The organism is Ferdinandcohnia sp. FSL W7-1320, from assembly GCF_038050315.1.
Classification (GTDB): Bacteria; Bacillota; Bacilli; order Bacillales; family Bacillaceae_L; genus Ferdinandcohnia; species Ferdinandcohnia aciditolerans.
Genome location: NZ_JBBPAM010000001.1, coordinates 2,174,501 through 2,185,863 on the forward strand (window position 1 = coordinate 2,174,501; position 11,363 = coordinate 2,185,863).

General features: G+C 37.8%; 13 protein-coding genes. 8 read left to right on the plus strand and 5 right to left on the minus strand.

The window, feature by feature from the left end; translation table 11 throughout:
* Nucleotides 1-24 precede the first annotated feature (24 nt).
* Nucleotides 25-423, minus strand: a complete 399-nt coding sequence (locus tag NST91_RS10995) for a nuclear transport factor 2 family protein (RefSeq protein ID WP_341331150.1) — start codon at nucleotides 421-423, stop codon at nucleotides 25-27.
* Between the two features lie 443 nt (nucleotides 424-866).
* On the opposite strand from NST91_RS10995, the gene NST91_RS11000 reads away from it, so the two are divergent.
* Complete coding sequence (locus NST91_RS11000) at nucleotides 867-1,262, plus strand: VOC family protein (protein WP_341331151.1); 396 nt, start codon at nucleotides 867-869, stop codon at nucleotides 1,260-1,262.
* A 78-nt stretch (nucleotides 1,263-1,340) separates the two neighbouring features.
* Here the strand turns inward: NST91_RS11000 and NST91_RS11005 are convergent, their stop codons facing one another.
* Complete coding sequence (locus tag NST91_RS11005; RefSeq protein WP_341331152.1) at nucleotides 1,341-1,712, minus strand: VOC family protein; 372 nt, start codon at nucleotides 1,710-1,712, stop codon at nucleotides 1,341-1,343.
* A 162-nt stretch (nucleotides 1,713-1,874) separates the two neighbouring features.
* On the opposite strand from NST91_RS11005, the gene NST91_RS11010 reads away from it, so the two are divergent.
* The 4 genes from NST91_RS11010 (at nucleotide 1,875) to NST91_RS11025 (ending at nucleotide 6,190) form a co-directional block, all read left to right on the plus strand.
* A complete protein-coding gene (locus NST91_RS11010) occupies nucleotides 1,875-2,582 on the plus strand; it encodes a DNA alkylation repair protein (RefSeq protein WP_341331153.1) in 708 nt (235 codons plus the stop codon).
* Between the two features lie 52 nt (nucleotides 2,583-2,634).
* Nucleotides 2,635-3,000, plus strand: coding sequence for a DUF1801 domain-containing protein (locus tag NST91_RS11015; RefSeq protein WP_341331154.1), 366 nt, complete (start codon nucleotides 2,635-2,637; stop codon nucleotides 2,998-3,000).
* A 63-nt stretch (nucleotides 3,001-3,063) separates the two neighbouring features.
* Nucleotides 3,064-4,197, plus strand: a complete 1,134-nt coding sequence (gene solA / locus NST91_RS11020) for an N-methyl-L-tryptophan oxidase (protein ID WP_341331155.1) — start codon at nucleotides 3,064-3,066, stop codon at nucleotides 4,195-4,197.
* Nucleotides 4,198-4,411: 214 nt separating this feature from the next.
* Complete coding sequence (locus tag NST91_RS11025) at nucleotides 4,412-6,190, plus strand: adenine deaminase C-terminal domain-containing protein (protein WP_341331156.1); 1,779 nt, start codon at nucleotides 4,412-4,414, stop codon at nucleotides 6,188-6,190.
* A gap of 56 nt (nucleotides 6,191-6,246) precedes the next feature.
* Here the strand turns inward: NST91_RS11025 and NST91_RS11030 are convergent, their stop codons facing one another.
* Entirely contained in the window at nucleotides 6,247-7,137 is an 891-nt protein-coding gene (locus NST91_RS11030; protein ID WP_341331157.1) for a LysR family transcriptional regulator, read from the minus strand.
* Between the two features lie 154 nt (nucleotides 7,138-7,291).
* Here NST91_RS11030 and NST91_RS11035 point away from each other — a divergent pair, with 154 nt between their 5' ends.
* Together NST91_RS11035 and NST91_RS11040 are read left to right on the plus strand one after the other, a co-directional pair.
* Nucleotides 7,292-7,981 (plus strand): CoA transferase subunit A, encoded by a 690-nt coding sequence (locus NST91_RS11035; protein WP_341331158.1) that lies wholly within the window; start codon nucleotides 7,292-7,294, stop codon nucleotides 7,979-7,981.
* A 13-nt stretch (nucleotides 7,982-7,994) separates the two neighbouring features.
* Complete coding sequence (locus NST91_RS11040; protein WP_341331159.1) at nucleotides 7,995-8,654, plus strand: CoA transferase subunit B; 660 nt, start codon at nucleotides 7,995-7,997, stop codon at nucleotides 8,652-8,654.
* Nucleotides 8,655-8,698: 44 nt separating this feature from the next.
* Here the strand turns inward: NST91_RS11040 and NST91_RS11045 are convergent, their stop codons facing one another.
* Both NST91_RS11045 and NST91_RS11050 read right to left on the minus strand, forming a co-directional pair.
* The gene (locus NST91_RS11045) at nucleotides 8,699-9,910 is read right to left on the minus strand and encodes a NupC/NupG family nucleoside CNT transporter (RefSeq protein ID WP_341331160.1); all 1,212 of its coding nucleotides are present in this window, start codon (nucleotides 9,908-9,910) and stop codon (nucleotides 8,699-8,701) included.
* 94 nt (nucleotides 9,911-10,004) lie between these two features.
* Nucleotides 10,005-10,697, minus strand: coding sequence for a thermonuclease family protein (locus NST91_RS11050; protein WP_341331161.1), 693 nt, complete (start codon nucleotides 10,695-10,697; stop codon nucleotides 10,005-10,007).
* Nucleotides 10,698-11,050: 353 nt separating this feature from the next.
* Between NST91_RS11050 and NST91_RS11055 the strand changes: the two genes are divergently transcribed.
* Nucleotides 11,051-11,353 (plus strand): metal-sensing transcriptional repressor, encoded by a 303-nt coding sequence (locus NST91_RS11055; RefSeq protein WP_341331162.1) that lies wholly within the window; start codon nucleotides 11,051-11,053, stop codon nucleotides 11,351-11,353.
* Nucleotides 11,354-11,363 lie beyond the last annotated feature (10 nt).

Consider the following 11,363-nt stretch of genomic DNA (forward strand, 5'->3'; position numbering starts at 1 on the left):
TCCTTTATGGGCTGCTATTTTTGTTTAGAACATTCCATTTTCATTAGGAAAGTTTTCAGGTAGGGATTGTCCAATATCCCACAATTCAACAACCTTATTATTTTCGAAACGAAAGATATGTACAACTGCTGCACCACGATCGTCAGGATTTTGTCTGATGTGGGAGTATACAACAACCTTGTCACCTTCTTCTATGGCAAGTTTCACATCGAAAATCTTATGGGGATTCTTGACAGCATTTTCTTCCATAGCGAGCATAAGACTTTTTGCATCTCCACGAAAATGAGGATTATGGTGACAAAAATCAGTGTCGATGTATCGTTCGTATGCTTCTCTTACATTCCCTGACACAACGAGATTTAGAAAAGATAATGCTTTATCTTTAAGTGAGGAAGGGGGTGTGCTTCTTAGATCCGGATTCATTTTAATCATCCTTTTTAAAAAATTATATCTATTAAAATAAATGGGTGTCAATTATGGGAATTATTATTCACAGGTTGTATGATAAACTTTAAAAAGTTACAGAAGAAGAGGTCTTATGAGCATGCGATATGAAGAAAAGGAAAATTTATATTTTCATATAGACTTGAGTCATCTGAAAATCAAACTGTTATTACATTGCATGGCGAAATCAAGGGGTTAATAGGTTTTGGCAAAGTTTTTGGTAAGGTAATGGCAGGTGAATTTATAAAAGCCAGTGCTAAAGATTTAGATGCATTAAAAAGCTATTTAGAGAGATAAGTATATGGTGTTATAAAATAAGTTGAATAACATTTTTTACTTTTTCCGATAATGAAGAAGGTGTAACAGCAACATAGGTAGAATTACATAATATAGAAAAATTTATGAAATTGTAGGTGGATATGATGGGAAGAATCGTTCATTTTGAAGTACATGTGGATGACATGGAGCGAGCAAAGAAGTTTTATGGGGAAGTGTTTGGTTGGAAATTTGAAGATTGGACGGACTATGCGGGGATGCCTTATTTTGGAGCTGTGACAGGGGATGCAAATGAACTTGGTATTAATGGTGCTTTAATGCAAAGACAAGGTCCTCCTCCTGGAGCAAACCAACCTCTGAATGGTTTTGCCTGTACTATGGGTGTGGCGGATTATGATTCAACTGAACAGAAAATCTTGGCTAATGGTGGGAAGGTTGCGTTGCCGAAATATGCACTTCCAGGTATGGCGTGGCAGGGATATTATATTGACACTGAAGGAAATATCTTTGGAATTCATCAACCAGATGAGAATGCGAAATAAGTCTTAATCGTTCCTTCAAATAATAAAGCCTTTTGCCCAATTATGGGTGAAAGGCTTATTAGTTTGATATGTATTTGTTTAGCGATGCTGGTCGAATAAAATTTGATTCCCGTCTGGATCTTCTATGACAAAATGAGCAGGTCCTTCACTTGATTCATCTGCTTCAGTCAGCATAGTCATTCCTTTTTCTTTTAGCTGCTTTTGAATTTCGCGAACGTCTGTAAACGACTCGAGATTTTGTGCGCTTTGATCCCACCCAGGATTAAAAGTGAGAATGTTCTTATCAAACATTCCTTGGAATAAACCGATTACAGTATCACCATTTTTTAAGATGAGCCAATTTTGATTGATATCCCCACCTAGTGTCTGAAATCCTAGGTTTTCATAAAATTCCTTTGATTTGTGAATGTCTTTTACATTTAAACTGACAGAAAATGCTCCAAGTTTCATTTTTTACCTCCTCATTATGGTTTAATTTAACTATAAAGGAGTACTTGGAAATTCACAAGGATATCAGGGTATGATCCATTCAAATTATGGGATAAAATACCAATTGTAATACACGAGGATCATGCTAGAACTTAAATAGATTTATTGAGAGGATGAACAAATGTGACGTATGAAGAAATTATGGAAAAACTTGAGGAAATAGGTTCCGAGCAAATAAAGCAAATTTATAAGAATCATGGTGTAAGAGAGCCGCATTTTGGAGTTAAAATTGGGGATTTAAAAAAGCTTGTTAAGTTTGTAAAGAAAGATTATGAATTAGCGTTAAAATTATATGATTCTGGTAATCATGATGCTATGTATTTAGCGGGTCTCTCGGTAAATCCCAAGCTAATTTCAAAGGAGACGTTACAAGATTGGGCAACTAAAGCATATTGGTATATGGCTGCAGAATATACTGTTGCACAAGTGGCGGCTGAAAGTAAGTTTGCACTCGAATTGGCAAGGGAATGGATGAGATCTGAGGAAGAAATGATTGCAGTTTGTGGATGGAGTACATACTCAAATTATTTATCAATTACACCAGATGAAGAACTAAATATTCCAGAAATAAGAGACCTGTTGAATCAAGTGAAAAGTACGATCCATGAAGAGCGAAATCGGGTTCGCTATGTGATGAATAGCTTTGTTTTGTCTGTGGGTAGTTATGTAGCGGAGCTAAATGATGAAGCAAAGCAAGTCGCAGCACATATTGGAAAGGTGCATGTAGATGTAGGGAATACAGCATGTAAAGTTCCTCTTGCAACTGATTACATAAAGAAGGTAGAAGCGAAAAATCGAGTAGGTATGAAAAGAAAGACTTGTATTTGTTAACTCCAATACGTAATGGATTCACATATTTTTATAAAACTAGAAGGTGAAAAAGATGGAAAAAACAAGAACGATTGAAGCGGTAGACCAATATATTTCGGAACTACCTGAAGATATTCAGAGCATTACACTTGCTTTAAGAAAAATCATACTAGATGCATCTCCAAACTTAATTGAGGAATATAAGTGGTCGATGCCGAATTACACCTACAATGGATTGGTGTGTTATCTTCAGGCCTCTAAAAAACATGTGAATCTTGGTTTCCATAGGGGTGTTGAACTTCAAGAAAAGGATACAAATCAATTATTACAAGGGTCAGGCAAAGGGGTGAGGCATATTAGGATTAAAAAAATGGAAGAGATTCAGCCTGATGTTTTTAACGAATTAATTAAGGCTGCGATGGATTTGAATGAGAAATAAGCTCAGTGTATCTGATTTCAGCAAATAGAATTCAGGCAGATAACGAGTGGGGGTATCTAACATATGGATTTTGAAGTTATTATCGTTGGTGCTGGATCGATGGGAATGGCAGCTGGCTACTACTTAGCGAAGAAAGGGAAGCGTGTATTATTGATAGATTCCCATAATCCTCCACATACAGAAGGATCACATCATGGAGAAACAAGAATTATTCGCCATGCCTATGGAGAAGGCGAGAGTTATGTTGAGATGGCACTAAGGGCACAGGCCTTGTGGAATAAGCTTCAAGAGCTGTCAGAAGAACAAATTTTTGTAAATACAGGGGTTATTAATGTTGGTCTTCCTGATTCTCCATTTATTCAAAATGTAATGAGTAGTGCCGAGAAATTTTCTTTAAATGTGGAACAGTTATCCGCTGCGGAAATTAATGAAAAATGGAATGGTTTTAGTGTACCAGAGGGTTATATAGGCTGTTATGAGTTGGATTCAGGTGTATTAATGAGTGAGAAGTGCATAAGTGCTTATAAGACAGATGCTTTAAAAAATGGAGCAGTTCTTAAGCCTAATTCACCTGTGACATCCATAAGCATATTTGAGAATCATGTAGAGGTACAAACAGAAAATGATAGCTTTACAGCTGAGTCACTCGTCTTTACTCCGGGTGCGGGTGCTAGAAAAGTTCTTCCACTTATTGGACTAGAATTGCCGTTACAGGAAGTAAGAAAAACCTTTTCGTGGTTTGATACTGATGAGGGTATCTATCATTCTGATACGTTTCCAGCCTTCACATTTGAATTGCCTACAGAAACATTCTATGGTTTTCCTAGTATTAATGAAGCAGGTGTTAAAATTGGGCGTCACGATGAGGGACATCCTAGAAATATGGAGAAACCTATTGAAGAATTTGGAACTCATGAAAATGATATACAGGATGTAACTCGTTTTGCAGAGAACTTTTTAGATAAGGTTGGACTTCACAAGTTGGGGAAGGTATGTACATATACGAACACACCAGATGAAGATTTTATTATTGATAAACACCCAAGTTATGATCATGTCGTGATTGCTTGTGGATTCTCAGGCCATGGCTTTAAGTTTAGTAGTGTAGTAGGGGAAATTTTAAGTACATTAGTAACTGGGGATCGTAATACAAAGTTTGATATTCGTCCTTTCTCAATCAAGCGATTTGATAACTAAGCGATGTTGGTGAACGTTAAAAAGCAGTCCTAAGGGGCTGCTTTTTGTATTAGTTTTGGGACAAGGGACCTGTCCCCGTGTACCAAAATCTAAATTTTTTATAAATTCAAGCAATAGGATTGACAGTTCTACACTAGTCTTATTAATATTATGTTATAAAGACGAAAGTGAATAAAACGTAATGTTACTGATTTAGTGTAGAGGAGTGGGGAGTTTGAAGCTAAGAGCAAAGAGAAGTGAGCTAGTGGAAGTAGCAAAGGGGAATATACCTGCTGATTTGTACATAAAAGGTGGGACAGTCATTAATGTGTATTCTGGTGAATTTTTAAAGCTAAATGTGGCTGTATATAAGGATAGTATCGCGTATGTTGGTGAAAGTGAAGCGATGGTTGGAGAGCATACGAAGGTTATTCATGCTGAAGGAAAGTACGTGTCTCCTGGGTTCATTGAGGCACATTCTCATCCATGGGTTGTCTATAACCCTATCAGCATTACAAGCAAGGTGTTGCCACTGGGTACAACCACATCGGTCAATGATAATTTATTTTTCTATTTACATATGGGAGCGAAAGGTTTCAAGGACATGGTTTATGACTTAAAGTCCCTTCCAGGAAATTTCCTTTGGCTTGTAAGACTTGTTTCACAGGCGGACTATCCAGGTGAACGTGAGTGGTATAATCATCAAGATATTCAGGAATTATTAGCATTGGACGAAGTGGTTGGTTCGGCTGAAGTAACACGCTGGCCGCTCCTTTATAATGGAGATCCGTTTCTTCTAGAAACAATGGATTATGTAAAAGAAATCGGAAAGGTTTCCGACGGCCATACTTCAGGCTGTTCGTATGAAAAATTAAATGCGATTGTCGCTTCAGGCGTGACTGCGTGCCATGAGGCGATTACGGCCAAAGAAGCATTAGACCGCCTTAGATTGGGGATGTGGACGACATTACGAAACAGTTCGCTTCGACCAGATTTAGAAGAAGTGATTAAAATGATTACAGAAGGTAAGGTCAGCACAAGTAGAATTGTGATGACAACAGATGGGCCACATCCTGGCTTTATTGAAAGAGAAGGATTTGTTGATGGACTTGTTCGTCAAGCAGTTGAACTTGGTGTTCCAGTGATGGACGCCATTCAAATGGTAACAATCAATGCAGCTACATACCTTCGCCTTGAGGATTATATTGGGGGCATTGCCCCGGGAAGAAAGGCAGACATCCTCCTGCTTCCAGACCTAGTTGACTTCCGCCCGGACTTAGTTGTTGCAAGTGGCGAAATAGTTGCGGAAAATGGACAATTATTCGCATCGATGCCGGAAATAGACTGGACAAAATATGTGGTGAGAGAAGCATTTGAATTCCCGAAATCTGTGTTAGAAAACCCAGAACTCTATCAATATCCACATCCAGATGAGAATGAACCATTACCAGTTTCATATTTTAAGAGTAATGTCATTACCGCTAGGAAGGATACCATCATCCCATCTGTGAATGGTGTTGCGGATCTTTCAGGTCATGAAGGTCTAATGTATTCAGCATTGATTGATCGAAGAGGAAATTGGGTCAGTAGAGCTGTCCTGGAAAGATTTGCTGTTACCCTTGATGGGATGGCTTCGACGTACAATACGACGACAGAGTTACTTGTTGTTGGAAGAAACCATCAAGCGATGGCAAAAGCAGCAGCACGGGCTTATGAAATGGGTGGAGGTATTGTCATTGTGGATGGAAATGACATCATCCTTGAAATCCCGTTACCACTTACAGGTATGATGACTACGAACCCTTCATTTGATAAAGCCGTGCAATATCATGATGAATTGCTTCAAACACTGCAGGAAAGGGGATTCCCATTCCATGATATACTCTATACTTTATTGTTTTTAACCTGCGACTTCCTTCCGGGTTTACGCTTGGTGCCGTATGGTCTATATGAAGTTAAAAAGGATGACATTTTGCTAAAGGCAGAAGCGTTTGGGTCAGAGGTAACGAAGTAATATAAATAAGCAACCAACAAACACGGAAAGATAAATGTTTGTTGGTTGCTTTTTGTTTAGGTTAATAATTCTCCAAACTCCTCAGCAATAAATTTCAACAAAGCCCTTACTGCGAAAGATTGATACCTGTCTTTTTTGGTAATGACAACAAGCTCCCACATTGGAGGTGATTCGAGTGGAATCATGTTTATTTGAGTTTTATCCATTTTTGAATACGTTGATTTAGGTAAAAGAGTAACCCCCAATTGTGCAATCACAAGTTCCGTTATCAAGTCCCATTGTGAACTCACATAAGCAATTGTAGGAGTGAATCCAGCATTTTGACATTGTTGAATAATCAAATTATGTAAAGCAAATTCTTGATTAAAGAGAATAAAAGGTTCTGTTTCAAGTTGTTCAAGTTTTACGCAATCCTCATTAGATAATCGGTGTCTGGGATGAGTGAATAGCATAAATTCTTCTTTAATAAAGGGGGCGACCCAAAATTTATGGTGGTCGGTCGGATTTACTACAACACCAACGTCTACTTGCCCCTCATCTACCAAATGTTCAATACGCTTGGCACCAAGTTCAATTAATTCTAACGACACTTGCGAATGTTGCTTTCCAAATTCTTGCGCAATAGTTGGAAAGAAGAGTGTTCCAATTAAAGGGGGTATCCCAATTTTGATTTTTCCTGTCGGCAGATTGATAAGATCGTCTAATAAGGTATGTAGTTCGTATGTGGCACCTAGTATTTTAGTTGCTTGCTTATATACGAGTTTACCTGCATCTGTCAAAACTAATTTTCGAGTTGAGCGTTCGAATAATTCAACGTTAAGGTCAGTTTCTAATTTTTTAATGGATTTACTTAAGGTTGGTTGTGATATGTAGGTGTTAACTGCTGCTTTTGTAAAACTACCGTAATCTACAACTTCCATAAAGTAGCGTAAATCTTTTAACTCCATACATGCCTCCTTTTATTCCATTTTGTAATAAAGTTTATTCTTAATATTCATTTTACGGATAAATTGGGTTGTTGTAAAATCTCATTAAGAAGATATTGAAAATTAAGAAAAATTATTGGGGGAGTTCAAATATCCTTAGTTCGGGAGGAAAAATATGAAAACAATATTTATAAGTTTTGAAGAGGCTGTAAGCGCTATTAAAAGTGGAATGACCTTAATGGTAGGTGGGTTTGGCCTTGTTGGAATTCCAGAAAATTTAATTCTTGGCCTAGGGCAGGCGAATGTAAAGGATTTAACAGTGATCTCAAATAACTGTGGTGTAGATGATTGGGGACTCGGGATCCTTTTGCAAAATAAACAAATCAAAAAGATGATTTCCTCTTATGTGGGAGAAAACAAGGAGTTCGAAAGACAAGTGCTAAGTGGCGAATTGGAGGTTCAACTAGTTCCACAAGGGTCATTAGCAGAGAAAATCAGAGCTGGTGGAGCAGGTATCCCAGCATTTTATACCCCGGCAGGAGTGGGAACTCAAATCGCGGAGGGACGTGAAACAAGAGAGTTTAATGGAAAAGAATATTTACTAGAAGAAGGTTTAACAGCCGATTATAGTCTAGTGAAAGCATGGAAAGCAGATAAATTAGGGAATTTAGTTTATCGACAAACAGCTCAAAACTTTAATCCAATCATGGCAGCAGCTGGGAAATATACGATTGCAGAGGTAGAGGAGATTGTAGAAGTTGGCGAACTCGAACCTAACGAAATTCACACACCCAGCATTTATGTTCAGGGACTTGTTATAGGTAAGCATGAAAAACGAATTGAGAGATTAACAATAAGAGATTAGGGGAGGGAAAACAATGTCGAATAACGTGAGAGTGAAGATTGCAAAAAGGGCGGAGCAGGAAATTAAGGATGGTAATTATGTGAATCTGGGGATTGGCATGCCAACAATGGTGGCAAATTATATTGCGGACAATAAACATGTGGTTTTACAATCGGAAAACGGATTATTAGGAATTGGGCCTTACCCTTCGAAGGAAGAGGTAGACCCTGACCTTATCAACGCAGGAAAAGAAACAGTCACGGCGATGAAGGGAGCTAGCTTTTTTAGCAGTGCCGAGTCTTTTGCTATGATTCGCGGGGGACATATAGATATTGCAATCCTAGGTGGTATGGAAGTGGCTGAGAATGGCGATTTAGCCAACTGGATGATTCCTGGCAAGATGATTAAAGGCATGGGTGGAGCCATGGACTTAGTTCACGGTGCCAAAAAGACGATTGTCATTATGGAGCATGTGAATAAACAAGGTCAGCCTAAACTATTGAAGAAATGTAGTCTACCACTTACAGGTCAAAACGTTGTGGATCGCATTATAACAGATCGAGCCGTTATTGATGTTACAGAGAATGGCTTAAAATTAGTTGAGGTAGCAAAGGGGTATAGTGTAAAAGATATAGTAGAAAATACTGAGGCTGAATTAATCATAGATAATGAAGTTAGTCTTGAAGCATATTAGATACGAAAAAGGATAAGGCAACACCTTATCCTTTTTCTGATATTTTAAATAAACATCCCTGCAATAGCAGCACTTAATAAAGAAGCAAGCATCCCTGCAGCAACTGATCGTAATCCCAATTTTGCGATATCTGCGCGTCGTGATGGTGCTAGTCCACCTAAACCACCAAGCAGAATGGCCATCGAACTTAAGTTTGCAAAACCACATAATGCAAAACTGACAACGATGACTGTTTTTTCAGTTAGTTCAGGAATTTGAGGGGCAAAATAAGAATATGCCACGAATTCATTTAGGACAAGCTTCTGACCTATAAAGCTTCCAGCCGTGATTGCTTCTGACCATGGTACACCCACGGCAAATGCAATTGGTGAAAAGATGATTCCTAAGATGCTTTCAAGACTCAAAGCGTTATAACCAAATATACCACCTAGTCCACTTAATATTCCGTTTATTAACGCAATAAGTGCAATAAAGGCGAGTAACATGGCACCAACATTTAAAGCAAGTTGTAAACCATCACTTGCACCCCGGGCTGCAGCATCAATTACGTTAGTCGAATCAGTATCTTTTTGCATTTCATAATCTTTAATGTTTGAATGCTCGGTCTCAGGCATAATAATCTTTGCTAAAATAAGTCCAGCTGGTGCAGCCATGAAACTTGCAGCCAGAAGGTATTCTAAGGGAACACCTAGGAGCGCATACCCTACTAGGACAGAACCCGCAACCGAAGCTAGTCCACCTGTCATTACTGCAAATAGTTCCGAGTTGGTCATTTTAGCTAAGTAAGGACGAATGACCAAAGGTGCTTCTGTCTGGCCAACAAAGATATTTGCAGCTGCAGACATGGATTCAGTCATGGAGGTTCCGAGTAACTTAGATAATGCTCCTCCGATGATCTTGATGAACCATTGCATAATCCCAAGATAATAGAGGATTGAGATTAATGAAGAAAAGAAGATAATAATCGTTAACACGTGTATTGCAAAAATAACACCAAATTCCTCAGTATTCGAAAGCGACCCAAATAGAAAAGAAATTCCTTCATTAGCGTAGTTAACAATATCCTGAACCCTCATTGAAACCCATTTAAGTGCCGCTCTTCCTGTCTCCCATTTTAAAACAATAAAAGCAAAACTCAATTGGATAAGTAATCCAATCAGGATTGTTCTGGGATTAATACTACGCCTGTTACCCGATATTAATAAGCCTATCCCAAGTACAACCAAGATTCCGAATATCCCCCAAAGTATGTTCATTAAATCACCTCTAATGGTAGATTTATCATCATTGATAAAGAATATACGAAATAAAGCTTGTATTAGGATAGACTTTTTGCTGTATTATCTTTAATTAATGTGAAACAGCCTCTATATTATAAGGCCGATCATACCCTGCATATCCAGGAATCGACCATACGCCGATTTTCGCTTTTTTCGCTTGCTCCATGGCTGCAATATAATCATCTAGATACTTTTTGTCTTCATAGATATATCTTACGATTAGAAGTCCTTCTTTTAACATTGTTTCTTGAATGTTTTCACCCGTTAGTAAGAAGCCGTAGACAAGTAGGCGATCGTATTTATCACGACTATTACCTTTACCTAACTCAAGAACAATTTCTTTTCCTTCCACTAAATTATTTAAATAATCACGTGCTTCCTCTGCAAATGGCATAGGGCCACCTTTAATTTCACTTGAATCTACTAGTAAAAAACGAAGGGACTCCTTTTTACCATTTACAATCGCTTTACAAGTGTCACCGTCATAACAAGTTTCTATATGAGCCGTTACAACTTTATCTTCATTAACTCCATCTGGCAGTTTCGTAAGGACTTCAGTTAAATTTTCAATTTCTCCAGCAAATTCTGCAGCATTACCTACCGCATCGCTGAACTCTTCTAATTCGTTTGAACCGACAATTTCGCTAGCTTGCTCAACTTTGTCTGCTAGTTCTTGAATTCCTTGTACATCAACGGTATCCGAACAAGCGGATAGGATTGTAGTACTTAAGAATACGATTAATGTCTTTATTAGTTTCTTCATTGTTTCTCCCTTTTTCTAACTTATCTATGTTACTAATTAATAATATGAAATATCTCGAAAAATTCAAGGGTTGAATGTACCGAACCATATAGAAGGGTATCTTCTTTTATAAGTCACAAAATTTTCATTTGCATACAATAGGGGGGTATCGTACACTTTAATTATGAAGATAAAATGATATTGATAAATTCAAGATATATTGATAATGGGCTTAATTACCCTTTTTTTTTTCGAAAAAATTTATACCTACTATAGCTATTCGCGTAAAAAAGTTAATCTTAATCACTCTTTTTCGTTGACTTGAATACTATAGGGGGGTATAGTAAGATTATAAAGTAAAGGAAGTGATTGATTTGGATAAATTTTTACATGAGCACCCGAGTCAACCAAGATCAAAAGATGAAAAGCAAGCTATTGTTAACCGTTTAAAACGTATTGAAGGTCAAGTTCGTGGCATACAGAAAATGGTTGAAGAAGATCGTTATTGTGTAGATATTTTAGTACAAATAAGTGCCATCCAATCTGCATTAAAGCAAACTGGGTATACGATCACGGAACGACATATGAAACATTGTGTCAGTGATTCTATTAAGAATGGGGAAGGGCAAGAAGCGATTGACGAGTTAATGACTGTTTTAAAACAGTTCTCGAAATAGGGGGTATAGA

Coding starts and splice junctions, on each gene's coding strand:
- NST91_RS11040 (WP_341331159.1), top strand. CDS start 7,995: ATGTCGAATAACGTGAGAGTGAAGATTGCAAAAAGGGCGGAGCAGGAA.
- NST91_RS11050 (WP_341331161.1), bottom strand. CDS start 10,697: ATGAAGAAACTAATAAAGACATTAATCGTATTCTTAAGTACTACAATC.
- solA (WP_341331155.1), top strand. CDS start 3,064: ATGGATTTTGAAGTTATTATCGTTGGTGCTGGATCGATGGGAATGGCA.
- NST91_RS11000 (WP_341331151.1), top strand. CDS start 867: ATGGGAAGAATCGTTCATTTTGAAGTACATGTGGATGACATGGAGCGA.
- NST91_RS11045 (WP_341331160.1), bottom strand. CDS start 9,910: ATGAACATACTTTGGGGGATATTCGGAATCTTGGTTGTACTTGGGATA.
- NST91_RS11015 (WP_341331154.1), top strand. CDS start 2,635: ATGGAAAAAACAAGAACGATTGAAGCGGTAGACCAATATATTTCGGAA.
- NST91_RS10995 (WP_341331150.1), bottom strand. CDS start 423: ATGAATCCGGATCTAAGAAGCACACCCCCTTCCTCACTTAAAGATAAA.
- NST91_RS11035 (WP_341331158.1), top strand. CDS start 7,292: ATGAAAACAATATTTATAAGTTTTGAAGAGGCTGTAAGCGCTATTAAA.
- NST91_RS11005 (WP_341331152.1), bottom strand. CDS start 1,712: ATGAAACTTGGAGCATTTTCTGTCAGTTTAAATGTAAAAGACATTCAC.
- NST91_RS11030 (WP_341331157.1), bottom strand. CDS start 7,137: ATGGAGTTAAAAGATTTACGCTACTTTATGGAAGTTGTAGATTACGGT.